Origin of the sequence: Streptomyces sp. NPDC058198 (assembly GCF_042882605.1) — a bacterium.
In the GTDB taxonomy this organism is placed as follows: domain Bacteria; phylum Actinomycetota; class Actinomycetes; order Streptomycetales; family Streptomycetaceae; genus Streptomyces.
In genome coordinates this window covers 39,943-64,083 of record NZ_JBHVVP010000013.1, presented here as the reverse complement: position 1 = coordinate 64,083, position 24,141 = coordinate 39,943, and the positions used below count along the sequence as shown (strand labels likewise).

At 68.6% G+C, this 24,141-nt stretch carries 18 protein-coding genes and 5 pseudogenes; 13 read left to right on the top strand and 10 right to left on the bottom strand.

Annotation, left to right across the window (positions count from 1 at the left end; genetic code table 11):
* Positions 1 to 137: 137 nt before the first annotated feature.
* Positions 138 to 557 (bottom strand): annotated as a pseudogene (locus tag ACFVWW_RS29660) (transposase family protein); the annotation flags it as partial.
* A 62-nt stretch (positions 558 to 619) separates the two neighbouring features.
* Between ACFVWW_RS29660 and ACFVWW_RS29655 the strand changes: the two are divergent.
* From ACFVWW_RS29655 to ACFVWW_RS29630, 6 genes and pseudogenes are all read left to right on the top strand, one after another.
* The gene (locus ACFVWW_RS29655; protein WP_384192784.1) at positions 620 to 1,810 is read left to right on the top strand and encodes a cytochrome P450; all 1,191 of its coding nucleotides are present in this window, start codon (positions 620 to 622) and stop codon (positions 1,808 to 1,810) included.
* Positions 1,811 to 2,380: 570 nt separating this feature from the next.
* Positions 2,381 to 3,335: pseudogene (locus ACFVWW_RS29650) on the top strand (transposase).
* The gene (locus tag ACFVWW_RS29645) at positions 3,335 to 3,616 is read left to right on the top strand and encodes a DNA-binding protein (protein ID WP_386878933.1); all 282 of its coding nucleotides are present in this window, start codon (positions 3,335 to 3,337) and stop codon (positions 3,614 to 3,616) included. Before ACFVWW_RS29650 ends, ACFVWW_RS29645 begins: the two are co-directional and overlap by 1 nt.
* Before the next feature lie 31 nt (positions 3,617 to 3,647).
* Positions 3,648 to 3,824 (top strand): annotated as a pseudogene (locus tag ACFVWW_RS29640) (integrase core domain-containing protein); the annotation flags it as partial.
* A 409-nt stretch (positions 3,825 to 4,233) separates the two neighbouring features.
* On the top strand, positions 4,234 to 6,549 hold the full coding sequence (locus tag ACFVWW_RS29635; protein WP_386878934.1) for a glycogen debranching protein: 2,316 nt from the start codon (positions 4,234 to 4,236) through the stop codon (positions 6,547 to 6,549).
* 69 nt (positions 6,550 to 6,618) lie between these two features.
* On the top strand, positions 6,619 to 7,158 hold the full coding sequence (locus tag ACFVWW_RS29630; RefSeq protein ID WP_386878935.1) for a hypothetical protein: 540 nt from the start codon (positions 6,619 to 6,621) through the stop codon (positions 7,156 to 7,158).
* Here ACFVWW_RS29630 and ACFVWW_RS29625 read toward each other — a convergent pair.
* Positions 7,155 to 7,307, bottom strand: a complete 153-nt coding sequence (locus ACFVWW_RS29625; protein ID WP_386878936.1) for a hypothetical protein — start codon at positions 7,305 to 7,307, stop codon at positions 7,155 to 7,157. The two genes, ACFVWW_RS29630 and ACFVWW_RS29625, sit on opposite strands and share 4 nt — an antisense overlap.
* Positions 7,308 to 7,327: 20 nt before the next feature.
* Here ACFVWW_RS29625 and ACFVWW_RS29620 point away from each other — a divergent pair, with 20 nt between their 5' ends.
* Positions 7,328 to 8,302: a TIGR03560 family F420-dependent LLM class oxidoreductase gene (locus ACFVWW_RS29620; RefSeq protein WP_386878937.1), complete on the top strand. Its 975-nt coding sequence runs from the start codon at positions 7,328 to 7,330 to the stop codon at positions 8,300 to 8,302.
* 60 nt (positions 8,303 to 8,362) lie between these two features.
* Here the strand turns inward: ACFVWW_RS29620 and ACFVWW_RS29615 are convergent.
* A pseudogene (locus ACFVWW_RS29615) lies at positions 8,363 to 8,602 on the bottom strand (transcriptional regulator); the annotation flags it as partial.
* A gap of 242 nt (positions 8,603 to 8,844) precedes the next feature.
* Between ACFVWW_RS29615 and ACFVWW_RS29610 the strand changes: the two are divergent.
* Together ACFVWW_RS29610 and ACFVWW_RS29605 are read left to right on the top strand one after the other, a co-directional pair.
* Positions 8,845 to 9,561, top strand: a complete 717-nt coding sequence (locus tag ACFVWW_RS29610; protein ID WP_386878938.1) for a hypothetical protein — start codon at positions 8,845 to 8,847, stop codon at positions 9,559 to 9,561.
* 225 nt (positions 9,562 to 9,786) lie between these two features.
* The gene (locus tag ACFVWW_RS29605; protein WP_386878939.1) at positions 9,787 to 10,590 is read left to right on the top strand and encodes an SAM-dependent methyltransferase; all 804 of its coding nucleotides are present in this window, start codon (positions 9,787 to 9,789) and stop codon (positions 10,588 to 10,590) included.
* 38 nt (positions 10,591 to 10,628) lie between these two features.
* Here the strand turns inward: ACFVWW_RS29605 and ACFVWW_RS29600 are convergent, their stop codons facing one another.
* On the bottom strand, positions 10,629 to 10,982 hold the full coding sequence (locus ACFVWW_RS29600) for a TOPRIM nucleotidyl transferase/hydrolase domain-containing protein (protein WP_389680253.1): 354 nt from the start codon (positions 10,980 to 10,982) through the stop codon (positions 10,629 to 10,631).
* 426 nt (positions 10,983 to 11,408) lie between these two features.
* Between ACFVWW_RS29600 and ACFVWW_RS29595 the strand changes: the two are divergent.
* The 3 genes and pseudogenes from ACFVWW_RS29595 to gap all read left to right on the top strand — a co-directional run.
* Positions 11,409 to 12,137, top strand: a pseudogene (locus ACFVWW_RS29595) (hypothetical protein); the annotation flags it as partial.
* A 148-nt stretch (positions 12,138 to 12,285) separates the two neighbouring features.
* Positions 12,286 to 13,242 carry a GlxA family transcriptional regulator gene (locus ACFVWW_RS29590; RefSeq protein ID WP_384192802.1) on the top strand — a complete coding sequence of 319 codons (957 nt, stop codon included), beginning with the start codon at positions 12,286 to 12,288 and terminating at the stop codon, positions 13,240 to 13,242.
* Between the two features lie 102 nt (positions 13,243 to 13,344).
* The gene (gene gap / locus ACFVWW_RS29585; RefSeq protein ID WP_386878941.1) at positions 13,345 to 14,343 is read left to right on the top strand and encodes a type I glyceraldehyde-3-phosphate dehydrogenase; all 999 of its coding nucleotides are present in this window, start codon (positions 13,345 to 13,347) and stop codon (positions 14,341 to 14,343) included.
* An 82-nt stretch (positions 14,344 to 14,425) separates the two neighbouring features.
* Here the strand turns inward: gap and ACFVWW_RS29580 are convergent, their stop codons facing one another.
* Positions 14,426 to 15,481 (bottom strand): alpha/beta fold hydrolase, encoded by a 1,056-nt coding sequence (locus tag ACFVWW_RS29580; RefSeq protein ID WP_386878942.1) that lies wholly within the window; start codon positions 15,479 to 15,481, stop codon positions 14,426 to 14,428.
* 224 nt (positions 15,482 to 15,705) lie between these two features.
* Complete coding sequence (locus ACFVWW_RS29575; protein ID WP_386878943.1) at positions 15,706 to 16,629, bottom strand: hypothetical protein; 924 nt, start codon at positions 16,627 to 16,629, stop codon at positions 15,706 to 15,708.
* 272 nt (positions 16,630 to 16,901) lie between these two features.
* On the opposite strand from ACFVWW_RS29575, the gene ACFVWW_RS29570 reads away from it, so the two are divergent.
* Positions 16,902 to 17,774 (top strand): hypothetical protein, encoded by an 873-nt coding sequence (locus tag ACFVWW_RS29570; RefSeq protein WP_386878944.1) that lies wholly within the window; start codon positions 16,902 to 16,904, stop codon positions 17,772 to 17,774.
* A gap of 75 nt (positions 17,775 to 17,849) precedes the next feature.
* Here the strand turns inward: ACFVWW_RS29570 and ACFVWW_RS29565 are convergent, their stop codons facing one another.
* The 4 genes from ACFVWW_RS29565 to ACFVWW_RS29550 are packed head-to-tail and all read right to left on the bottom strand — an operon-like array spanning position 17,850 to position 24,121.
* Positions 17,850 to 20,969, bottom strand: coding sequence for a ThuA domain-containing protein (locus ACFVWW_RS29565; RefSeq protein WP_386878945.1), 3,120 nt, complete (start codon positions 20,967 to 20,969; stop codon positions 17,850 to 17,852).
* A gap of 46 nt (positions 20,970 to 21,015) precedes the next feature.
* Positions 21,016 to 21,882 carry a sugar phosphate isomerase/epimerase family protein gene (locus tag ACFVWW_RS29560; protein WP_386878946.1) on the bottom strand — a complete coding sequence of 289 codons (867 nt, stop codon included), beginning with the start codon at positions 21,880 to 21,882 and terminating at the stop codon, positions 21,016 to 21,018.
* Positions 21,879 to 23,120 (bottom strand): ABC transporter substrate-binding protein, encoded by a 1,242-nt coding sequence (locus tag ACFVWW_RS29555; RefSeq protein WP_386878947.1) that lies wholly within the window; start codon positions 23,118 to 23,120, stop codon positions 21,879 to 21,881. The genes ACFVWW_RS29560 and ACFVWW_RS29555 overlap by 4 nt, the downstream gene beginning before the upstream one ends.
* Complete coding sequence (locus ACFVWW_RS29550) at positions 23,117 to 24,121, bottom strand: ABC transporter permease (protein WP_384331161.1); 1,005 nt, start codon at positions 24,119 to 24,121, stop codon at positions 23,117 to 23,119. The genes ACFVWW_RS29555 and ACFVWW_RS29550 overlap by 4 nt, the downstream gene beginning before the upstream one ends.
* Positions 24,122 to 24,141: the final 20 nt, after the last annotated feature.

Sequence of the window (24,141 nt, the reverse complement as noted above, 5' to 3'; positions counted from 1 at the left end):
CCATCAGCCGTGTGAACAACCCTCCGGATCAATACACCTAAGCGTTGTCCCGTAAATGATCTACGACGTGTTCGTTGACCTGCCTGCTTCTTCGTCAGCCGGCGAGGGTGAGGTTGTGCAGGCGGGCGATGCCGAGCATGGCGTGGTGGACGCCGTCGCCCTTGAGTCGGCACAGTCGTTGTGTGGTCGCGAGTCGGGACGAGAGTGCCGTCAACGATGAGCACGGCGTCACGCCGGAACCGTTTACGTGGCTGCAGTGCCAGCGACGGACCGAGGTGATCGACGATCCGGTCGGCCGCGGACCTGGACACCCCGAACAGCGGCGCCAGTTGGCGCAGGGTCAGGTTGGTCCGCCAGTACGCGGGAACCAGCAGGACTCGGTCCTCCAGAGGCAGGCTCCACGGTCGGCCCTCGCGGACCGGATCGGCGCCTTCGCGCCACAACGCTGTGATCAGCTTGCCGAACTGACGCGGACTCAGCCCGGTGAACGGGGCTGTCCAAGACGGCTCCGACGCCGTGATCACACCAGACTCTGAACGGGGGAGGCTGACTCCCACCTGCGCTGACAGGCACACGGTCTCTCCCGTGACCCCAACCCCATCCCCCTTGGAGGAGACACATGACCAGCGATGTGCCGCACTTCCCGATGACCCGGGCGGCCGGCTGCCCATTCGACCCGCCCCCGGCCGCGATCGCCCAGCAGAAGAAGGCCCCCCTCACCAAGGTTCGGCTGTGGGACGACAGCACCCCCTGGCTGGTGACCCGGCTCGCCGAACAGCGTGCCCTCCTCGACGACCCCCGGATCAGCGCCGACATCAGCAGGCCCGGCTTCCCGCACCTGGTACCGCTTCCTCCCGGTGGCGGGCCCGTGAGTTTCGTAGTGATGGACGGCCCCGAGCACGCCCGTCTGCGCCGCATGGTGACGGCGCCCTTCGCCGCCAAACGAGTGGAAGCGCTGCGACCGGCCGTCCAGCGGATCGTTGACTTGGCTATCGACGCAATGCTGGCTGGACCGAAACCGGTCGACCTGGTCGATGCCTTCGCCCTGCCCGTGCCCTCGCTGGTGATCTCCGAACTGCTCGGAGTTCCCTACAGCGACCACGGCTTCTTCCAGAACAACGCCAAGATCATCGCCACGCTGGACGTCGAGGCCCAGGGGCGTGCCCGGCGCGAGCTGATCGGCTATCTGGACGACCTCATGGGCCAGAAGATCGTCGCCCCAGCCGACGATCTGCTGTCCGACCTGGCCGAACGGGTGAAGGCCGGGGAACTGACCCGTAGTGAAGCGGCGCAGATGGGAGTGATGCTGCTGATCGCGGGCCACGCGACCGCCGAGAACATGATCGCGCTCGGTACGCTCGCCCTGCTCGAACACCCCGCCCAACTGGAACTCCTGCGCGACTCCGACGATCCCAAGCTGCTCGCATCGGCTGTCGAAGAGCTGGTGCGTTACCTCAGTGTCATCCACACCCGCAACCGGATCGCGCTCGAAGACATCGACATCGCCGGGGAACGCATTCGCGCCGGCGACGGGCTGATCTTCGTCTTCGACACCGGCAGCCGCGATCCCGACGCCTTCCCGGAACCCGACCGCCTCGACATCGAGCGCGACTCCCGGCACCACATGGCCTTCGGCTTCGGCGCCCATCGATGCCTGGGCAAGTCGCTGGCCCGGCTGGAACTCCAGGTCGCGTTCAGCACCCTCTTCCGGCGCATCCCGACCCTGCGGCTCGCGGCCGACATCGAGCGGATCCCGTTTCGGCACGACAACCAGGTCTACGGGGTTTACGAACTGCCCATCACCTGGTAATCCGCCCCCAGGGCCCCGGAGTGTTCCGTGATTGTCCGTTTTGATCAGGGGGCGGATCTGGCTGGCATCTTCGCCGAAGGTCACGTCGCGTACCCAGTGCGTAGGGTCGGCCGCATGGCGAGGTGCCTGTTGGGCAGGTCCTTTTCCATGCGGCCTCCCTCCGAACCGGACAGGATAGTTTCCTGATCATCCGGCTCTCCAGTGAGCGGTGAGGCGTCCGTCGACCTGGGATGGGCAAGCATGGTCCAAGGCGCCACAGCGCAGGATGCCGATCCGGGCTGATCATCTCAGCAAAGACGTTCCTTCGGTTGCTACGGAGCGGACGGTTGACCCTGCTCTGGTGGCGGGGCTTCTCGATATCGCCTGTCACTACCGGCGCGCGTACCATGCCGTGCCCGCGTCTCGCCTGCTGCCGGCGGCGGTCGCTCACCTGGAGGAGCAATGCTCAAGACCTGTGGATCGGCCTCGGGAGGGGTGCCTCGCGGAACGCGGAGGGCGTACCTTCCCGAGTGATCGATTGATGGTCACCGAGTAGACCCGCGTTGCACCGCGGGTCGGCAAGGCATGCCCGTGCTCAGCGTAGTCAACGACGAGGGAACCACCGAGACCGGATCCCTGATGGACGACATTGTCCGTGAGGGTGCCCGGCGGATGCTCGCCGCGGCCCTGGAGGCCGAAGTCAACCAGTACATAGCCGAGTTGGCCGGAGAGCGGGACGAGGCCGGTTGCCGTCCGGTGGTCCGCAACGGTCATCATCCCGAACGGAAGGTGACCACCGCTGCCGGGTCGGTCGCGGTGAAGGTGCCTCGCGTGAATGACAAGCGTGTCGACGTGGAGACGGGTGAGCGCAAGCGGTTCTCGTCGAAGATCCTTGCGCCGTGGTGCCGGAAGTCTCCGAAGGTCAGCGAGGTCCTGCCCCTGCTCTACCCTCACGGACTGTCCTCCGGGGATTTCGTGCCCGCGATGGAGCAGTTCCTGGGCTCCTCGACCGGCCTCTCGCCGGCGACGGTGACCCGGTTGACGAAGCAGTGGGTCGAGGACCACACCGCCTTCCAGGCCCGCGACCTGTCGGATTCCGACTACATCTACGTGTGGGCCGGCGGCGTTCACCCCAAGGTCCGCCTCGGCCAGGCCCACTCCTGCGTCCTGGTCCTGATGGGGGTGCGCCCCGACGGCCGCAAGGAACTCGTCGCGCTGGCCGAGGGGCTGCGTGAATCGACCGAGTCGTGGGCGAATCTGCTGCGCGACTGCCGCCGACGCGGCATGCGCGATCCCGAACTCGTCGTCGCACCTGCGCACGACAAACCCCATCGAAAGCACTTTCAGCACCGTGAAGCTGCGGACCAAGGTCACCCGCCGGGCCGGCAGCCCGGTCGCGGCCCTGGCGATGGTGTTCAAGCTCGTCGAGTCCGCCCAGGCCCGCTGGCGCGCGATCACCGCACCTCACCTCGTTGCCCTCGTCCGCAACGGCGCCCGCTTCAAGAACGGTCACCTCGTCGAACGCTCCGAAGCGGGGGCCGCCTGATGACACCGCCGGACGAGCGCCGCTACCCCAAGCTCCTGCGGGTTCCCCGGGTGGCAGACGATGTCTGGCTGTCCCAGCCCGAGGCCGCCCGCCAACTGGCCATCGCTCTCTTTCGCATCGGCGCACTCATCGCCTGCGGCCACCTGACGCCCGCGGAGAACTCGGCCGGGAGGGCGGGCGTCACGATCACAAGCGTGCAGGCAGAGAAGACCTGGCGCGACAGCGCCACATACCGCACAAAAGCCCTTCGCCTTCTCAAGGACACGATCGGCTTCTTCTAACGAACCAGTCCACAGGTCTTGACGATTGCTCACCATGAAACGCGAGACCCTCCAGGGCGCCAAGCGATGGCCCGGAGCCCGGGCCGCCCGGCTTGCGGTCTTCCGCTGGGCGACCCGCTACAACACCCGAAGAAGGCACTCCTGCCTCGGCCAGATCAGTCCGATCACCCACGAACGGCGATCAACTACGTTGACCACCGCCGCATAACAACCGGTGTCCACGATCAAGGATGAAGGCCCCTGGCCGGGCTTCCCCGATACCCACAACAGACGGCGCTCGCCGAGCACTCGCCTGTGGAGAGACGCCGTCCGCTTTCCGAACGTGATCGTTTGGTTCGGGCTGGGTGGGCATGAACTCCGGCCGGCGGCGGGAGAGACGGGGGTGGTTCGTCAGCCCGTGTCACTTGTGGAGGTGGCTGGTGCCGTCGGTTGTTGCTCTGCTGGAGGCCAGTCTTTACGCGGACCGGTCGGCCCGCTATCTTGCAGCAAGTTACAGCAAGGATTTGCTTGCAGGTTGCAGTGCGGCCGGAGCGCTTGCGGCCCCTCCCGGCCGTGAAGGAGCCCCCGTGCGTCCCCCCATCTGTGTCCGTGCCCGAATACGAGGAAAGCTCCGACGTGTGGTGCTCTCCACTGTGGTCGTGTGCGCGGCCCTGGTCGGTCCCGGTGTCCCCGCTGCGGCCGAGACGTCGGCTCCCGTGGTTTCCGGTGCGCGGAACCTGGGAGCGGCCTACGACTCCACCGGGGCGGACATCGGCTTCCGTATCTACTCGTCACGGGCAACCCGGATCGACGTCTACTTGTACGCGTCCGCCTCCGGTAGCCAGGAGCGGGTCAGTTATCCGCTGACCAAGGACCCCACCAGCGGCGTCTGGTCGGTCGCCGTGTCCGTCGCGACGCTGCGCGACCAGTACGGCATCACCGGGGCGGTCTACTACGGCTACCGGGCCTGGGGCCCCAACTGGCCGTACACATCAGCCTGGACGAAGGGGTCGTCCGCCGGATTCGTCTCCGATGTCGACTCCGCCGGCAACCGGTTCAACCCCAACAAGCTTCTGACAGACCCCTACGCGCGGGAACTCAGCCATGACCCTCGCACCCCCGCGGTGAACAGCGAGACCGTCTACGCCTCCGGCCCGCAGTACCGCACCCTCGACAGTGGACCGCAGGCTCCCAAGGGCATCGTGCTGCCCAATGACACCACAGGCACCGGCAGTAAGCCCAGCCGCGCCCTGAAGGACGACATCGTCTACGAAGTCAATGTCCGCGGCCTCACCAAGAACGATGCTTCCGTCCCCTCAGCCGACCGCGGCACCTACAAGGGAGCGGGCCTGAAGGCGGCAAACCTGGCCGCCCTGGGCGTTACGGCGGTCGAGTTCCTGCCTGTGCAGGAGACCCAGAACGACGCCAACGACGTCGACCCGAACAGCACCGCCGGGGATAACTACTGGGGCTATTCGACGCTGAACTACTTCGCACCGGACCGTCGTTACGCATCCGACCGGAGCCCTGGAGGTCCCACGCGCGAGTTCAAGGCGATGGTCAAGGCGTACCACGACGTCGGCATCAAGGTCCTCGTAGATGTTGTCTACAACCACACCGCCGAGGGCGGGCCCTGGAACGCCGCCGACAAGAACACCTACAGCCTGCTGTCCCTCCGGGGTCTGGACAACCCGACGTACTACTCGCTCACATCCGACTGGCAGAACCCGTGGGACAACACGGGCGTCGGCGGCAACTACAACACCTACAATCCCGTCGCCCAGGACCTCATCATGGACTCCCTGGCGCATTGGAAGGACGCCCTCGGCGTCGACGGCTTCCGCTTCGATCTGGCGTCGGTGCTGGGCAACACCTGTCACCACGGCTGCTTCCAATACAGCAAAACCGATCCGAACACAGCGTTGAACCGGATCACTGCGACCATGCCCGCGCGCCCTACTCAGGGCGGCACCGGTACAGACTGGATCGCCGAGCCCTGGGCGATCGGCGCCGGCACCTACCAGGTGGGCAACTTCCCCGCCGGATGGTCCGAATGGAACGGGATATTCCGGGACACCCTGCGCCGCGATCAGAACGCCATGGGCTTCCAGAACGTCACGCCGGCCGAACTCGCCACCCGGTTCGCCGGGTCGTCCGACCTCTATCAGGACGACGGGCGGGCGCCCTGGAACTCCATCAACTTCATGGTCGCCCACGACGGCTTCACTCTTGCCGATCTGTACGCGTGCAACGGCAAGAACAACGGGCAGGCGTGGCCGTACGGTCCCTCCGACGGCGGCTCGGACGACAACATCTCCTGGGACCAGAACGGAAGCGCAGCCGACCAGCGAAAGGCCGCCCGCAACGGCATGGCCTTCCTGATGCTGTCCGCCGGCACGCCCATGATGACCGGCGGCGACGAGCACCTGCGCTCCCTACGGTGCAACAACAACCCCTACAACCTGGACTCGTCGGCCAACTGGCTCAGCACCACGTACACCGGCGACCAGAGCACCTTCCGCACCTTTGCCCAGCGCCTGATCGCCTTCCGCAAGACACACCCTTCGCTGCGCCCGGCCGGTTTCTACAGCGGCTCGGACACCAATGCCAACGGCATGCCCCAGATGAGCTGGTACACCCCTGGCGGCTCCGCCCCCGATGCGGCGTACTGGGATAATCCCTCGAACCACGCGCTCGCGTGGCGCATCGACGGAACCGAATTGGGCGACTCGAGCAGCGCCCTATATGTCGGTTACAACGGCTGGTCCGGTGACGTCGACTTCACCCTCCCGTCCCCAGGGTCGGGCAAGCAGTGGTACCGCGTGACGGACACCTCCGCCTGGGCCGAGGGCCCCGGCCAGGTTGCTTCTCCCGGTGCTGAGGCCGTCATCGGGGGCGCCGGCACCAGCTACCGGCTCGGCGGCCGCGCGCTACTCGTCCTGATCGCGAAATAGCAAGGTTCTTCGCAGGCCAGACGGATTTCCGGTGATCTCCCCGCGGCGCGGGTACGGTCTTCTGAGGGCATGAATTCCTCGGATGACATGGCTGTAGGCGAAGCCGGGCCGCTGTGGTCGTACACCTCCGCCCTCGATGAGCTCTTCCTGCCGTTACGCGTGCCCGACGAGGCTGTCTACCGGCTCAGCGGTGATCCGGACTGGCTGCGTACCTGGACGACAGGCTTGAAGGCGGGCAAGGCCAAGGTCATCGTGACCGTACGCGACCTGGCCCGCGCGCCGAGGTCGTTGTCCGTGCCAGTACGCCGGTTCTCGAGGACAGGGGGCCAGAAGCACCGTCCAGGGCCGGAGTTCCTCGTCTCGACCGGGCGGCAGCACGGTTTCGAGAGCCTGGCCGAGCGGCGCCTGCTGCTGGCCTTGGACTTCGCTGGCGGGGTCCAGGAGGTGCTGTCGCAGCCGTTCCGCCTGCGGTTCGCCCTACTCGACGGCGCGGACTCGCATCCCCGACTTCCTTACGCTGGTGCTGGGGGCGGCCTGGCTACGGGTCGTGCGCCTGGCCGGTCGGATCGGGGAACCAGTCGACAAACGCTGTTCCTAGAGACCAACTAAGCCACGCCGGCACGGGCCCGTTTTTCCACGTCGTGGACGGCGTCCGGGGTGCCTCGGGCGATGGTCTTGCCGTCGGCGGCGGCCGCGCCCCGGCCTTGCGACCTGGCTCCTTCGATGGCGTAGCCTCTGCTGGGCTCTTGATCAGGCATGGAAGAAAAGAGGGTGTGCCATGGTGGCGATACGTTGGGGTGCGGTGGCCCCCCAGGGCTGGCGGCTGGACCTCACGCATCTGACCGACCCCGTGGCGCAGTTCGACGCCATGGTGGGCGTCGCCCGCGAGGCCGAGACACTGGGCTTCGACTCGGTGTGGCTTTACGACCACCTGCAGCCGGTCTCCGGCGCCCAGGAGACCACCTTCGAGTGCTGGACCAGTCTCGCGGCGATGGCACGTGAGACCAGCCGCGTGCGACTGGGACAGCTGGTCACCTGCAACAGCTACCGCAACCCCACGCTGGTGGCGAAGATGGCGGCCACCCTCGACGCGGCCAGCGGCGGACGTGCCTTCCTCGGTTTGGGCGCGGGCTGGGACCAGCGAGAGTACGAGGCATACGGCTATCCCGCGCCCTACCCGTCGACCGGAGAGCGGCTGCGTCGTCTCGGCGAGGCAGCACAGGTGATCACCGCCATGCTGCGCACACCCAAGGCCAGCGTGGAGGGAGAGTTCCACCGGGTACAACAGGCCGTCAACGTGCCCACGGGGGTGCAGAAGCCGCACATTCCGCTGCTCATCGGCGGCAGCGGGGAGAATGTCACCCTGCGGCTCGTCGCCGAGCACGCCGACGCCTGCAACCTCACCGACCACACCGATCCCGGCTTCTACCGCCACAAGCTCGGCGTACTGGCCCAGCACTGCGAGCGCATCGGCCGTGACTACTCCTCGATCCTGAAGACCGCCACCCTTTCCGTGTTCACCGCACCCGACCAGGCCGGTGTGACACGGCTACTGGAACCCCACCTGCACGGCCGCAGCCGCGAGGAACTGGCCGCCGGCAGTGCGGTCGGCACCCCCGACAAGCTCGTCGAGATCTTCGGCGCGCTGATCGAGGCGGGCATCGAGTACTTCATCCTCTACTTCCACGAACCGACCGACCCCGAGCCAATGCGACTCTTCGCCAGCGAAATCATGCCGCGGCTGGCACGATAGCGGCCGTCCCGGCCGATGTCTCGCCGAGTGAGAGATACTGCCGGACGCCTGTGCCGGCGTCGCGTCGACACCGAGGTCGGTCATCGTGGCGAGGCAGGCGTCGCGCAGCCGGTTGTACCAGCCGTCCAGGTAGCGGCCGTTCTCGCGCCGCACCCACGCCTCCACCGGACGCACCTCGTACCCCAGCTCCTGGGCGTAGGCGACGGTCGGCGTCGCGTACCAGGCCGGCCCCTCCGGGGGCTCGCCCTTCGGCGTGAACGGGCTGGGCAGCAGCGCGCCGTCCAGCCCCACCCACTCGTCATCGCCCAGCTCGGCTTCGTCGTCAACATGTAGGACAGCCCTTAGGGCAGTGGCAGAAGATCGGAGAGCCTCCGGTACTGGCTGTGGTGCCGGAGCGGAAGGATCAGCGGGAGGCGGTGCGGATGAAGGCTCCGCTGTTGGCGTATGCCGCGTACTGCGAGCAGGCGGAGGCAATGCGGACGATCGCACGGAGGATCAGCGGATGAGCGTCGCAGAACGGCTGGGAACCGGCGCTTCTTTCAGTGCTGCGCGGCGCGGCCGAAGTGCTCGAGGCCGAGCCAAGGCCGTCACGCAGGGAGACGTGCCCGTCTGCGAACCTGGTGCGGCTGCGGCTGGATGAGGTCTCCCTCACACCTCTCAATCCGCGCTGTAACTTCGGCACGGACGAGGACAAGACCCGGTTCGGCGAGGAGTTGCGTCAAGCGCAGCCGGCCGCGTGCGTGGCCGTGACCCGGGCCGCCTATCTCGCGCTGTGGCCGGACCATGAGGGCAGGCTTTTCGATGCCGGCCACGTCCTGGTCAACGGTGAGCGGTGCTTCCACAGCGCGGTGCATGTCGGTCTGGACGCCCCACCGGGCGAGGCGCCGTCAGGAGGCGAGGGCAAGGACTTGTTGTCCACGGACAACAAGCCGGTCGGCGAGCGAGTGCGGAGTGCAGCGAGGCCACCGGCCCAGCGTCGGCCGGCAGCGCAGGAAGACGACGAGCCCTCCGTTGCCGACGCGGCCAGTGTTCCGACTGACTCAGAGGCCGTGCAACCTCGCCGACTGCCGTACGACGATGCCTTCTACATCGTTCAGCATCTGGCACCTGAAGATGACTGCCGAAGACTTTGCTCGGGGGGCTGGCGTATGGCTCGGGTCCTGCGCGAGCAGCAGCCCGCTGAATACGCGGCGCTGATGCGTGATGACGTCAGGGGCTGGTCTGAAAAGCAGACAGGGGTCCTGTCCTACCTGTCGTGAACCGGAGGACAGGACCCCTGTCGTTGTGGCAGCCTTCTGGATCGGGCCGCCCGGGCTGCGGGCGCCCGCAGCCTGAGCGGGGAACGTCCGAGTGTGCGGGTGTCCGGCCCGCCCGACTGCCTCCTGCGGGTCATGCGGGGGCCCGGATGTCACGCGTCGTCAAGGGGGAGCTGGGCCCGCAGCCCTCGCCTTCTACCGCCCACCGCTCCCGGAAGGATTCGCCCGATGACGGACGAGACGGAAGACCTGACCCGGCACCAGGAGCTTGACCTTCAGCCCCATGTGCCGCACAGCGCGCGCTTCTGGAACTGCCTGCTGGGCGGTAAGGACTATTTCGAGGCCGACCGGCTGCTCGCGGAGCAGATGATGCGGGAGTGGCCGGCGGCGGTCGACATCGCCCGCGCCTCCCGCGCGTTTCTCGGCCGTACGGTCCGTCACCTGGCCGGAGAGGCCGGCGTCCGCCAGTTCCTCGACCTCGGCACGGGGCTGCCGACGGCTGACAACACCCATGAGGTCGCGCAGCGCGTCGCCCCGGACGCGCGGATCGTCTACGTCGACCACGACCCGATCGTCCTCGTACACGCGCGGGCTCTGCTGACCAGCACACCGGAGGGCGCCACCGACTACCTCGACGCCGATCTGACCGACCCTGCCGCGGTGCTGACGCAGGCGGCGCGGACGCTGGACCTGGACCAGCCGGTCGCGCTGATGCTGCTCTCCACCATCGGGCACGTCACCGACCCGGCCGCGGCGGCGAAGCTGGTGGGGACCTACATGGCACGTCTGGCTCCCGGCAGCTACCTGGTCCTGTGCACCACGCTGGACTCGCCGGAGGTCGCGGCGGCGAACGTCAAGTACGCGGCGTCGGGCACGCACCCGTACACGGCGAGCACCGCCGAGGAGATGATGGCTATGGCGGCCGGCCTGACCGTCCCTCCGCCCGGCCTCGGCCCGATCAACCGCTGGTATCCCGAGGGACAGATGGATCCGGACGTGGACCAGTGGGGGTACGTCGCCCGGAAGGAGTGACGCGCTGATCCTCGGCGATGGGGACTGTCGGTCGCATATCAGCAGGCGACGCACACGTAGAAGCCGAGGGGCTCCATGTCGGCGCGAGCGAGGTCGCAGCCGAGACCTGCTCGCTCAAGGGCGCGCGAAAAGTGGCCTTCCTCTCCGGCGTCACGACCCGCCAGTCCGACGTCGAGCCCCTGAGGACCCAGCAGATTCAGGAATCTGCCGATGCTGGTCGCACCTCCGAGCGGGATGAGGGCGACGCTCTCCCCACCCAGGGCGCGGCCGTGACGCGCAGCCGGCGCTTCGAGGGCGACCGGGTCGCTGACCCCTTCCACGAGTACGGCCGTGCGCAAAGCGGTGCTGGCAGCCAGTTCGTGTGCGGCCGCGGCGGCTGCTGGAGCCCCCACCGCCAGCCGCCCACTCGATGACCGCCGGCCGGAACCGCCTTATCGCATCCACAGGCCCTAGTTTCTCAGCCACGGCTGGGCAGGCCGCAACGAGTGCCTCGCGCAGTACCCTTCGCCGGGCGCGCTGCCGCTGCCGGGCAGCGGCTGACTGGCCGGGCCGGTTGGCCAGCAACTCCTCGCCGAGATGGTCGCCCACTGCCGGACGGACTCCTAGGTCTCTGGAGTGTCTGCAAACGAGCGGCGCGAAGGCGTCCCGGCCGAAGCTCGACCCCGTCATGCACCTGATGCGCCGAGGGCGACACCTTGAAGGTCATCCGGCTCGACCGGCTCTCCCGCTCCGTCCTGCACCTGGTGACTCTCGCCGCCGAGCTGCGCGAGCTGATCCTGGCGGATACGAGCGACGCGCTTCCGTCCGCGCAGGCCTGCGGCTGGTCGGGTAACCGAGTGTGGTTAGTGCCGGAAGACGAGGCGCTTGAGGCCTGGTTGCTGGAGGAGGCGGGAGGCCCAGGGCAGTTCCTTGGGACAGACAGTCTCGTGCTCACCGGCCTCTGGACGACTACGAAGGTTCGCCTGAGGGACACAGGGGTTCCGTCGAGTGCGTGACGGGCACCGGTGGCTGGGCTCCTGCCGGGAATTTGCCCGTGTCGTGCCGCGCGAGCAGGCGGCGCACCCGCTCGTCGTGCGCGGGCTTGCCCAGGTGATCAGCTGCGGGCGGGACTGATGGAGGGCACCCGGCGGGGGCTGGACCTGGAACAGGCCGCGCCGGAAATACGGGACGACCAGGGCGAGCCGCTCACCGAACGTCTGCTGTGGGCCAAGGTCAGCGCCTGGCTCCCATCCGTCTGGGGAACGGGTCTGATCGACCTGGAGCTCGACCACGGCTTCTTCAGGCCCGTTCCCGAATACGTCCGGCCCATCCGGGAGCGGTGGTTCGCCGGGCCGCCGGAGATCCTGAGCGCCTGGTCCGGCCTCGACACCCGACTCCGCGGGGCCTGGTTCGATCTCGTTCGAGAGCGGGCCTCGGCGCGCCCACCGGGACCAGCCGGCTGGTCGGGCCTACGGACTCGAAGGCCGGCACATCACCGACGCGCCGGGCCTCTACTGGCGCTCGGCGAGGCGGAGAACGGGCCGGGCGGCTACTTTGGCGGCTGTCTGACCTTGTCCTGGCCGGGGGCGGCATGCACGTCACCCTGGCGTGAGTTGCGGTCCGGCCTCCGGTCAACCGTGGACGGGTGCCCCCGGCCGGGGGGCGGCGCAGCCGGCGTATCTGAACCGCACCCCACCGCCGCGTACCCTGTTCCCCGTGTCAGCCTCACGCCTGCATCGGGTCGCCGTCCTCGTCCTTGAGGGTGCGAAGCCGCTCGATGTCGGCATTCCCGCGCAGGTGTTCACCACCCGCGCGAGCATGCCGTACGAGGTGCGGGTGTGTGGCGCGGCACCTGGTCTCGTGACCGGCGGCGACGGCCTGTCGTACCACGTCGCCCACGGCCTTGACGCGCTTGCCTGGGCCGACATCGTCTTCATCCCCGGCTACCGGTTTCCTGACCGTGACGACCCTCCGCAGGCCGTCGTTGACGCGCTGATCGCCGCCCACGATCTGGGCGCGCGGCTCGCCGCGATCTCGACGGGCGCCTTCGCGCTCGCCGCCACGGGTCTGCTCGACGGCAAGCGCGCCACGACGCACTGGCATTACACGCGGGCGCTCGCGGCGAAGCATCCGCTCGTTGAGGTCGACGAGAACGTTCTGTTCGTCGACGAGGGCAGCGTGCTGACGTCGGCCGGCGCCGCCTCGGGCCTCGACCTGTGTTTGCACATTCTCCGTGGCGACCTCGGGGTGGCCGCGTCGAACCACGCGGCCCGGCGCCTGGTCGCGGCCCCGTACCGCAGTGGCGGTCAGGCGCAGTATGTGCCGCGCAGCGTGCCCGAGCCGCTCGGCGAGCGGTTCGCCGCCACCCGCGAGTGGGCGCTGCACCGGCTCGGCGACCCTCTCACCCTCGAGACGCTCGCCCGGCATGCGGCGGTGTCGCCTCGCACGTTCTCCCGGCGCTTTGTCAAGGACACGGGGTACACCCCGATGCAGTGGGTCATGCGCGCCCGCATCGACGTCGCCCGTGAGCTGCTCGAACGTTCCGAGCGGAGCGTCGAGCAGATCGCTGCCGACGTCGGTCTGGGCACCGGTACGAATCTGCGGCTGCACTTCCGGCACACCCTCGGCACCACGCCGAGTGAGTACCGGCGCACCTTCACCCAGGGCGAGTAGCGCGCGCCCGCTGGCGCGATCCTTTCGAACCATGGCGCTCCCGCCGCCGTCACGCGCGGACGCCGCGCGCGAACCTGGTAGCGACCCGAAAGGACACCACTCATGACTCGTATCGCCATCAACGGATTCGGCCGCATCGGACGCAATGTGCTGCGCGCGCTGCTCGAACGCGACAGCGACCTCGAGGTGGTCGCCGTCAACGACCTCACGGAGCACGCCGTCCTCGCCCGGCTGCTCGCCTACGACACGACGGCCGGCCGGCTCGGCCGCCCGGTGACCGTCGACGGGGATGACCTTGTCGTCGACGGCCGCCGCATCGCGGTGCTCGCCGAACGCGACCCGGTGCGGCTGCCGTGGGCCGAGCTCGGCGTCGACATCGTGCTCGAGGCGACCGGCCGCTTCACCTCGGCCACGGCCGCCCGTGTCCACCTCGACGCGGGCGCGAGGAAGGTGCTCGTCAGCGCACCGTCGGACGGCGCCGATGTCACGCTCGCGTTCGGGGTCAACACCGACGCGTACGACCCGGCCGCACACACGATCATCTCGAACGCCTCGTGCACGACCAACGCGCTCGCGCCGCTGGCCGTGGTCCTCGACCAGCTCGCCGGCATCGAGCACGGCTTCATGACGACGGTCCACGCCTACACGCAGGAGCAGAACCTGCAGGACGGCCCGCACCGCGACGCCCGCCGCGCTCGCGCCGCCGCTGTCAACATCGTGCCGACCACGACGGGCGCCGCCAAGGCGATCGGCCTCGTGCTGCCGAACCTCGACGGCAAGCTGTCGGGCGACTCGATCCGCGTACCGGTTCCGGTGGGCTCGATCGTCGAACTCAACACGACCGTCGCCCGCGAGGTGACGCGCGACGACGTGCTGGCGGCTTACCGCGCCGCGGCGGAGGGGCCGCTCGCCGGCATCCTCGAGTACTCGGACGACCCGCTCGTGTCGTCCGACATCACGGGCAATCCGGCCTCGTCGATCTTCGACTCGGCCCTTACGCGCGTCGACGGCCGCCACGTCAAGGTGGTCGCCTGGTACGACAACGAGTGGGGCTTCTCGAACCGTGTGATCGACACGCTCGAACTCCTCGCCACCGCCTGACCGAACGCCCGGGGGCGGCCCCACCGCCGGAGGCCGCCCCGCCCGATGCGCAGGAAGTCGCCAGTGCTCCAGCCGTCGCCGATCACAACGTGTCGACGTCGATGACGGCCTGGGCGAAGGCCGCGGGGGCTTCCTGCGGCACGTTGTGGCCGATTCCGTTCAAGGTCCGGTGCGCGTACGTGCCCGAGAACTTGTCGCGGTACGAGGAGCCGTTCCCGGGAGGGGTGAAGGGGTCCACCTCGCCGTCGAGGGTGATGGTGGGCACGGTGATGACGGGGCTTTGGGCGAGTTTCTTCTCGAGACTCGCGTACTGGGGGTCACTCTTGATCAGGTCCAGCCGCCACCGGTAGTTGTAGATCACGATGGGCACGTAATCCGGATTGTCGAAGGCTGTCGCGGTGCGGTCGAACGTGGCATCAGTGAAGTTCCAGGTCGGTGAGTTGAACTTCCAGATGAGTTTGGCCAAATCGACTCGGTTTTGTTCGAGGCCCAGTCGGCCGCGTTCGGTAGAAAAGTAATACTGACACCACCATGCCCACTCGGACTTCGGCGGCAACGGTTTCTTGTTGGCTTCCAGATTCGTGATGAGATAGCCGGTTACGGAGACGAGCCCCTTCACGCGCTCCGGCCAGAGCGCCGCGATGATGTCGGCTGTCCGCGATCCCCAGTCGTAACCCGCGAGGATCGCCTTCTCGATCCCCAGGGCGTCCATCAGGGCGATGATGTCGAGCGCGAAAACCGACTGCTCGGCATTCCGCGGTGTGCTGCTCGAAAGAAAGCGTGTAGTGCCATAGCCACGCAGATACGGAACGATGACCCGGTAACCCTTCGCCGCCAGCAAAGGCGCTACCTCGACATAGCTGTGAATGTCGTAGGGCCAGCCGTGCAGCAGAATGACCGCGGGGTCATGGGCGGAGCCCGATTCGACGTATCCGATATCCAGCGTGCCGGCCTTGATCTGCTTCAGCGGGCCGAATGCCGAGTCCCCAGGCTTTCCCTTCCCCGGCTCGTTCGTCGGCGGAGCTGTCGGGCTGCTTCGGTCAGCTGTGGTCGTCGAGCACGCGGAGGCGAGACCGGCCAGGGAAGCCGTGGCCATTCCCGTGCCGACGACCTTGCCGAAGGTCCGTCTGTCGATCATCCGAAACCGTCCCGTGAAGACGTGAAGAGGCGGGCGCCACAGGCACCTCGGGGTGTGTCGATTTCCGACCCCAAGAACCCCTTGTAGCCCCTTGCCCGCCTCACCGCCTCCCGCATCACCGGAAATGGATACGTCAGGCTATTGGCCGAAGGCCTCAGTCGGTGCGGAGGCCGTCGCGCGGCAGCGGCCGCTGGTTCGGGGGCTGCGGCCGCTGCTCTGGAGGGTCAGTGCACGCGGTCGTATGTGTGGTCCGGGGGCTGGGGTGGCCAGGCGAGGGGGTCGTTCTTCTGCCAGATCTGGGTGCATGATCCGGTCTGCGCGCAGGTCGTGGCCCGTTCGCGCCACCCTGCCATGTTCATCAGCCCGGCCTTGTCGCCAGGAGTCCACACGTCGTTCCAACTGGAGACGTCGTCAGCGACGCGTACCGAGGACATCAGTGTGTTGTAGCCGCGGAACGGGGTGTTGTAGTGAGCCAGCCCGAGGATGTGACCGATCTCGTGCATGGTGGGGATGGCCATGGCGTACCGGGACCAGCGGTCGCCGTCGTTGCTGTCGTCCACGAGGCCGGTCCAGACGTCGGAGGCGATGAGACGGATCAGGCCGCCGTTGTAGATCGCTCCTCGGTTGTCCAGCGCGGTGGCGGGGGAGGCGATCCCGGTCGAGTTGATGTTGTCGAAGACGATGGCGATCTCGTTCGCCGGCCGGGTGCCGGGCCAGATGTCACCGTCGTACGGTTCGTATCGAAGCCGTCCGCCGACCCATTTGTTGGTCTCCAGAACCATGGTTGACATGACGTCGTCGAGGCCCTCGACCCAGTGCTCCTCCTTGTTCTTTGTCGTGGAGTCCGTTGCACCGCGGTAGTTGAAGTACAGCTTCACGGTGTAGCTGTCCCGCAGTTCGTAGTACGCGGGATTGGCGAGTCCGCCGACCGGCGCGAGGTTGAAGCCGTACGGGTTGGCGGTGAACGCTCCCGCGCCGGGGTTCACCAGCATCGGACCCGGCTGGTACGGAGTGCGGCCCAGGCTCGGGTCGTAGGGCGGGTCGGCGGCAGCCGGCCCGGCTGCCCCCAGGAGTGTGGCCGCCAGGGCGGCCAGGAGTAAGACGATCGTGCGCAGTCGTCGCCAGGAGACGTCTGAAGTGGCGCTCATTGTTCTCCGTCCGCAGGGGCACGCGGCTCCGCGGGGCGGGCGCGTGCCAGGCAAGAAGAGCAGTGCAGCCGTCGAGCGCAACCACTTTAGGGGTGAAAGCCGTCATTCCGCTCCGGTTCGGCCGATATGCGGTCGCCGGCCAGGCAGACCCCTGGTGGGGAGGAATCCCTTGTGCCGCGGAACCCGGGTCGGGGGTGGTGCGTCACAGGGGTGTCGTGGCCTTCACCTTCACCACACCACCTTCACTCGTCACGTCAGTCCTGGGGGGACTCATGCGTACGAAACCCGCGCGCGCCGTCAATCTGCTCGCCCTGCTCGTCCTGTTCACCGCCGGAACCGGCGTCGTCGCCGGCTGCGACAGCGACAAGGACCGGGAGGCCCGCGCCCGTCAGGTCGCCGACGCTTGGGACGGCTCTCGGGCCGCCGAGGTGTGGGGCCAGGGCTACTACCCGACGGGGGACGCGGTCCAGTTGCCCGAGAACGCCTTCCGCAACGACGCCGACAAGCGCGCCTACACAACCCAGAACTTCGTCCTGCGCGGCGAACTTCCCGCCACCCCGCGGAAGGACGGGCAGGTGAAGTGGGAGAGCGGAGGCTCGCTCGCGTTGCCGCTGATGGGGGCGGAGAAGGCGTACGAGAGTGTGGCCCGCGGCGGCAACGACGGGCCGCATCTCACCGTGACCGGGGCGAAGCTGGGCGAGATGACCGTGGCCACCAGCCGTGGCCCGGCGACCGTCCCGGCCTGGCTGTTCACCCTGGACGGTTACGACACCCCGCTCAAGCGGGTCGCCCTCAGCCCGTCGACGGCCCCCAAGTCGCCGGTCAAGCCCGCCGGGAAGCTGCCCACCGACGAGCTGGCGCCGCTCGGCGGGCTGGTCGAGGTGGCCGGGGACGGCCGGTCCGTCACCGTGGTCGCCACGCACGGATCCTGTGACGACGGCCCCGCCGTGGACGTGCTGGAGACGGGCGGCAGCGTGGTGCTGTCCGCGTCCGTGGTCGGGACGAAGGACGGTCCCTGCACCTCCGACATGCGTGCCGAGGAGGTGACGGTGAAGCTTGACCGGCCGGTCGGCGACCGTGTCCTCCTGGACGCGTTCACCGGCCGCCCGGTGCCGTACGAGGAGCGGAAGGGATCAGCCGGGTGACCGACACCCAGGACGTGCGCCGCGCGCCCGGTGAGTGCACCGGGCGCGCGGCGCGTGCGGTACGGCTGCCAGGACCTAGGAGCTGATGAACCCGACCGCGTCCACGTCGAACGAATTGTCCTGCGGGGACGTGAAGACCAGATACAGCCGGTGGGTGCCCGCGAGCGGCTCGACGGGGACGGACGGGGTGGACCGGTAGGTGTCCCAGCCACCGGTGTTGGGGACGGGGATGGTGGCGAGGAGCGGGCCGTCGGGTGCGTCCGCCCGGAGTTCGATCGCGCCGACGCCGTACGGGGACGACAGCGTGTAGCTGACGCCGCCGATGCCCTCGACGCTCATCGGGTCGAAGGCGATCCAGTCGCCGTCGCTGACGTCGCCGATGCGCTCGCCGTTCTCGGCGCCGGCCTGCGCGACCACACGCGTGCCGGACTGCGCGTCGTAGTACTCGGCCTGCTTGTGCTCGGGCTGCAGGACGGCGCGGCCGTAGCCGGTGAGAGCGGAGGTTCCCGTGGCGCCCCCGTCCGTGTACTTCGCGTTGAGTACGTACGTGAGGTCCGCGCCCTCGGGGTGGCCGCCCAGGTCGCCGGTGTCGACGGTGCCCTCGCAGCCCGGGAGGTCGGTGGTCGGGTGCTCGTGGTCGTCGTGGCCGAGGGCCGGGTTGACGGTGACCTTGGAGCAGTCGACCGGCCCGTCCTCCGGATCGGTGACCGTGACCTTGTAGGGAATCGTGTCGCCGAACGTGATGAGCTTGCCGTTGACCGGGAAGTCGATGGTCACCTTCGGCGCGGTGTTGCCCGCGGTGACCGGGATGTTGGCGTAGCCCGACTTGCCGGTGGAGTCGGTCACCTTGAGCTGGGTGGTGAAGTCCCCCGCGGTGGTGTACGCGTGGGTGGGGGCCGCCTCGGTGGAGTCGTACGTACCGTCGCCGTCGAAGTCCCAGGCGTAGGACAGCGCGTCGCCGTCCGGGTCGGTGCTGCCCTCGCTGGAGAAGGCGACTTCGAGCGGCAGGGGCCCGTTCGTGGCGGAGGCCGTGGCCTTGGCGACCGGGATGCGCTGCCCCTGGGCGTAGTCGACGCGGTACAGGCCCGAGTCGTTGTTGCCGCCGCCGAAGGAACTGCCCCATTCGAGGACGTACAGCGAGCCGTCGGGGCCGAAGGTCATGTCCATCGGTTTGTTGAACCGCACCGAGGACAGGAAGTCGTTGATCTTGAGGAGCTTCGAGTCCGTGTCGAACCGGACCTCCTTGACGTAGTTGCGCGCCCACTCGTAGAAGAAGCCGGCTCCCTCGAAGTAGGCGGGGAACTTCGTGGTGGAGGGGTTCTCGCTGTCGTAGCGGTAGACCGGGCCGCTCATCGGGGCTGAGCCGCCGGAGCCCATCTCGGGGAACTCCTCGGAGGTGTCGTACCCGTACCAGATCTCCGGCTGTGTGAGTGCCGGCAGGTCGGTGAGCCCGGTGTTGTTGGGCGAGGGGTTCGTCGGGTTCGCGCAGTCGAACTTGGCGCCGACTTCCTTGGTGTCCGGGTTGTACGGGGCGTACGCCTGGTTGTTGCCGTGGCAGAACGGCCAGCCGAAGTTGCCCGGCTTCTTGATGACGTTGTACTCGACGAGGCCCTCCGGCCCCCTGTCGGTGGCGGGGGCTCCGCGGTCGGGGCCGTAGTCGGACACGTGGACGTATCCGGTCTTGGGGTCGACGGTGAAGCGGAACGGGTTGCGGAAGCCCATCGCGTAGATCTCGGGGCGGGTCTTCTCGGTGCCCGGCGTGAAGAGGTTGCCCTCGGGGATGGTGTAGCCGCCGTCCGTGGTGGGCTTGATGCGCAGGATCTTGCCGCGCAGGTCGTTGGTGTTGCCCGCGGTACGTGCGGCGTCGAGCATCTCCTTGCCCGCACGCCAGTCGATCGGCGCGTACCCCTGCCAGTCGGGGTCGAGGTTGGGCGGCACATCGTCGCCGACCCCGAGATAAAGGGTGCCGTCCGGGCCGAACTCGACGGCGCCGCCGGTGTGTCCGGGTTCGGGGAAGGTGCGGTCCCGGTAGGCGGGGACGTCAAGGAGCTTCTTCTCGCTGGCCGGGTCGAGTGTGCCGCCGTTGATGGTGAAGCGGGAGAGACGGTTGACGTCGTTCGTGGCTCCGGCGGGGGAGTGGTACAGGTAGATCCAGCCGTTCGTGCCGAAGTCCGGGTCCAGCTCCATGCCGATCAGGCCGTCCTCGCCGCCGGTGTAGACGTCGAGCTTGCCCGCGGTGACGGTGGAGTGGGCCTCCGGGTCGAAGATCTTCACTTCGCCGCTGCGCTGGACGTAGAAGACGCGGCCGTCCTTGGCGACGTCGAGTTCCATCGGGTCGGCGGTGTTGTCGTCGAGGGTGACCTTCTCGTAGCCGCTCCAGACGGTGCCGCCGCAGTCGCCCGCCTCGTTGCCCGCGGCCCACTTCAGTCCGCCGATGACATGGTCCCGGAAGAAAGCCTCGCTGTAGGCCGGGGTGTCGTGCCCCATCGCGGTGGCCCAGACCTTGCCGCCCTGGGTGCTGCGGCACCAGGAGATGGGGTGGTCGGCGCCCATCGCGGAGCCGCCCGGGTTGTACGTCGTCTCGTCCGCGGTGACCAGGACGTGCACATCGCCGCGGGGATTGCGGTCGAAGTTGTACCACTCCTCCGGGCGCTCCCAGCGCTCGGGCAGGCCCTTGGTGGAGGGGTGGACGCGGTCGGCGACCTTGGCTGTTCCCTGGAGCACGCCGGGTGAGTGGGCCGGCATGTGGACGCCGCCGTTGATGGTCTCGTCCCACCACGGGAACTGTTCCTCGACGCCCATGTCGAGCGTGTTGTGAAGGGCGACGACGCCCTTCCCACTGCGTACGTACGTCTCCATCGCGTCGCGCTGCGCGTCGGTGTCCCAGACCATGCCGGAGTTCTGCAGCATGATGACGGCATCGAAGTCTTTCAGCGTCTCGTCGTCGAAGACGGCCGGGTCGGCGCTCTGGACGATCTCGAAGTTGTTCTCGGCCGCCTCTTCCTCGAACATCTTGATGCCCGCGGGGATGGAATCGTGGACGTAACCCACGGCGCGGGTGAAGAGCAGGGCACGGAAGGCGGGTTCGGCACTGTCGGCACTGGCGGCGCCGGCGGGAAGCGCGGCGAGCCCGAGCAGTAACGCGCTCGCCGAGGCGACGACCGCCCTTCTTATACCGCGAGCATGACGGCTCATTACCGGTCCTCTCTGGGGGGAGTTCGGTGCGCGGGTGCGGTACCGATCAGGGGGTGTCGAGAGCCTGGCGGAGGAAGGCGAGGCCCTCGGTGGCGATCCCGTCCTGAGTGGGGGCGAGGGGGCGCCAGACGGACGCGGCGACAGCGATCGTGTTGTTGTGCGCGGTGAACGACTCGATGCACAGAGCGCCCCGGTAGCCGCTCCCGTCCAGCGCGGCGAGAAACCCGGCCCAGTCGAGATGGTCGGCACCGGGAGTGCCGCGGTCGTTGGCACACACCTGGACGTGGACGATGCGGGAGCCGGCCTCGCGGACGGCACCGGGCAGACCGCGCTCCTCGATGTTCTGGTGGTAGGTGTCGAGAGCGACCCCGATGACCGAGGCGTCGAGGCCCTCCAGGGCCGTGAGGGTCTGGCCCACGGTGTTGAGCAGACCGGTCTCGTACCGGTTGAGCGGCTCGACCCCGATCCGTACCCCCGCGGCGCGTGCGTGGTCGACCACGGGCGCGATGTTCTCCCTGAACTCCGCGCAGGCGGTGGCCCGTTCTGCGGGGTTCATACGCCAGGTGCGTCCGACAGCGGTGTACACCGGGCCGGCGACGACGGGGGCCGCCACCGCGTGGGCCGCGTCGACGCACCGCAGCAGATAGTCCTGGGTGGCCCGCACGGTGCCCGGCTCTGTCCGTACGAGATTCCGGTCGGGCGGCATGACCGCGATCACGGCCGCCGGGGCGAGCCCGGTCGCGTCCAGCAACCTGGCGGTGGCCGCAGGATCCCAGTCCCCGGTCTGCTCCAGCGGCAGTTCGACGCAGTCGAAACCCCAGCCGGCCAGTTTCGGAAGGACCTCGGCCAGGGCGGCGCCGTCGACGGGGGAGTGCCAGATCCACGGATTGGCGCCGAGCGGGAACCGTGTCATCCTTTGCCTCCCCAGTCCTCGGGGAACCCGGGCAGATCCGCGCAGCCGCACATCGCGTAGTGCAGGGGCGGCATGCCCGGCCTGAGGTACTCGTCGAGGTTGTCCTCGGTGACGGAGGGCTGCGGGAGCTTCCACTCCTTGGGGACCTGCTGCCCCTGAAGGATCCTCAGAGCGGCTATGACCGGGGTGCGCCACTGGAAGGTCGGGTACGTCGGGGCGATGGCGGTGAGCTTCTTCTCCTTCCACGCCTGCAGGAAGTCCTGCTGGTCCTCACCGGTGAGGGGCGGTACGTCCTGACCCGCGTCCTCGAACGCCTCCACCGCGGCCACGGCGGTCGCGCCGGAGTCCATCCATACGCCGTCGAGGCTGCCGTGCCGGGTCAGCGCGTCGGTGACGACCGACTTGGTCTTGGCCGGGTCACCGTCGGTGAACTTCACGTCGACGACGTCGAGTTCGCTCTTGTCGAAGGCGACCGCCGCTGCCGACCAGCGGGTCTCGAGCACGTCCACACCGGGCGAGATGCGCAGGGCGAGGATCTTGCCCCCGGGCTTGACCTTCTCGACGAGGAAGTCGGCGGCGACCGCCCCGTATCCGTAGCCTCCGACCGGGTTGATGAACGTGACCGCGCAGTCCGTCTCCACCCCGCGGTCGAAGACGATGACCGGCACCTCGGCGCAGGCCTGCTCGACGGCGGGGGTGAGGGTGGCGGTGGTGTTCGGGGAGACGATCAGGGCGTCGCAGCCCTTGCCGGTGAGCTCCTGTATGTCGGAGATCTGCTTGTCGTCCTTGCCCTGGGCGTCGAGGACGGTGAAGTCGGTGATCTCCTTGTGCAGTCCGACCTCCGCCTTCATGTTCTTCAGGCCGACCTGGCGCCAGGGGTTGAAGACACCGGCGTTGGAGAAGCAGAGGTGGACATCGCCGGCCGTCTCCTTCCTGTACCGCGCGGTGTCGGTGAGCTCGGGGCTGAGCATCTGTTCCCACGGCTTGCCCGCGGGGCCCTGCGGCTGCTCCTTCGCGAGGGCCAACTGACGCTCGTACTCGCCCTGTTCGAAGAACGTGGACTGCTTGCCGGTGCCCGTTCCGTTCCCCGTCGCCGAGGCGCTGCCGGGGGCGCCCGGCGAGTCCGGTGGCGTGTCGCTCGTACAGGACGCGAGGAGACCCGCCGCGAGCAGGGCGGCGGCCGAGGTGAGGGCGCGGCCGCGGAGCGGGCTTCTGCGCAGGGGGCGGATCGCTGTCATAAGGGTTGTCCTCCCGAGGGGTTGGTACGTCGGCGGCGCAGCCGGGACCAGTCGGCGGCTCCCAGGCCGACGGCGGCAATGACGATGCATCCTTGGACGGTGGACTCCAGCGCGCCGGAGACGCCCTGGAGGTTGAGCAGGGTGAACAGCGCCTGCAGCGAGAAGGCGCCGGCCATGGCGGCGACGACGGAGCCCCGCCCGCCGCCGAGCACCACGCCGCCGAGGACCACGGCCGTGATGGCCTCGAACTCGTAGCCCCTGCCCGCCTGGGCGGAGACGCCCGAGAAGCCGCCGACCAGGACGGCGGCGAGCGCCGCGGCGGTCCCGGAGAGGACGAAGGCGATGGTCCGGGACCGGGCGACCCGCACCCCGGCGAGGGCCGCGGCGCGTTCGCTGTCGCCGGTGGCGACGAGCGTACGGCCGAAGTCCGAGCGCATCAGCAGTACGGCGGCGGCGCCGGCCACGAGGCAGACGATCACCGCCGACGGCAGCCAGCCGAACGCGGCGCCGCGCCCGAGCTGGCGGAAGGCGGCCGGCAGGGCGCCCTGCGGGGAGCCGCCGGTCCAGAAGAAGACCGCGCCTTCGAGGATCAGCATCATGCCGAGGGTGGTGATGAACGACGGCACCCGCAGGGCCGTGGTGATGAGCCCGTTGACGAGTCCGGCCACCCCGCCCGCGACGAGCAGCACGGCGGTGACGAGCGGCCAGGGGGCGTCGGGGAACGAGCCGTACAGCTCGGCGGCTACCACGACACCCGCGGTCACGATCGCCCCTACGGAGAGGTCGAACTCGCCGCAGACGATGACCAGATACTGGCCGGCGGCGAGGATCACGAGGGGCGCGGCGCGTTTGACGAAGGAGAGGAAGCGGTCGGGTTCGTAGAATCCCGGATCGGTGAGGGCCAGCGCGGCGAGCAGCACGGCGAGCAGGACATACACGGGGGCGCCGGTGCCCAGCGCCCGTACGACGCGCTTGCCGCGGGTGACGGTTGCCGTGGTCATACGGTCGGCCTTCCCTTCGG

Excerpts from the sequence above, each read along its gene's own strand:
- ACFVWW_RS29655 (WP_384192784.1), top strand. The coding sequence starts at position 620 with ATGACCAGCGATGTGCCGCACTTCCCGATGACCCGGGCGGCCGGCTGC.
- ACFVWW_RS29645 (WP_386878933.1), top strand. The coding sequence starts at position 3,335 with ATGACACCGCCGGACGAGCGCCGCTACCCCAAGCTCCTGCGGGTTCCC.
- ACFVWW_RS29630 (WP_386878935.1), top strand. The coding sequence starts at position 6,619 with ATGAATTCCTCGGATGACATGGCTGTAGGCGAAGCCGGGCCGCTGTGG.
- ACFVWW_RS29625 (WP_386878936.1), bottom strand. The coding sequence starts at position 7,307 with ATGCCTGATCAAGAGCCCAGCAGAGGCTACGCCATCGAAGGAGCCAGG.
- ACFVWW_RS29620 (WP_386878937.1), top strand. The coding sequence starts at position 7,328 with ATGGTGGCGATACGTTGGGGTGCGGTGGCCCCCCAGGGCTGGCGGCTG.
- ACFVWW_RS29605 (WP_386878939.1), top strand. The coding sequence starts at position 9,787 with ATGACGGACGAGACGGAAGACCTGACCCGGCACCAGGAGCTTGACCTT.
- gap (WP_386878941.1), top strand. The coding sequence starts at position 13,345 with ATGACTCGTATCGCCATCAACGGATTCGGCCGCATCGGACGCAATGTG.
- ACFVWW_RS29580 (WP_386878942.1), bottom strand. The coding sequence starts at position 15,481 with ATGATCGACAGACGGACCTTCGGCAAGGTCGTCGGCACGGGAATGGCC.
- ACFVWW_RS29575 (WP_386878943.1), bottom strand. The coding sequence starts at position 16,629 with ATGAGCGCCACTTCAGACGTCTCCTGGCGACGACTGCGCACGATCGTC.
- ACFVWW_RS29570 (WP_386878944.1), top strand. The coding sequence starts at position 16,902 with ATGCGTACGAAACCCGCGCGCGCCGTCAATCTGCTCGCCCTGCTCGTC.
- ACFVWW_RS29565 (WP_386878945.1), bottom strand. The coding sequence starts at position 20,969 with ATGAGCCGTCATGCTCGCGGTATAAGAAGGGCGGTCGTCGCCTCGGCG.
- ACFVWW_RS29560 (WP_386878946.1), bottom strand. The coding sequence starts at position 21,882 with ATGACACGGTTCCCGCTCGGCGCCAATCCGTGGATCTGGCACTCCCCC.
- ACFVWW_RS29555 (WP_386878947.1), bottom strand. The coding sequence starts at position 23,120 with ATGACAGCGATCCGCCCCCTGCGCAGAAGCCCGCTCCGCGGCCGCGCC.
- ACFVWW_RS29550 (WP_384331161.1), bottom strand. The coding sequence starts at position 24,121 with ATGACCACGGCAACCGTCACCCGCGGCAAGCGCGTCGTACGGGCGCTG.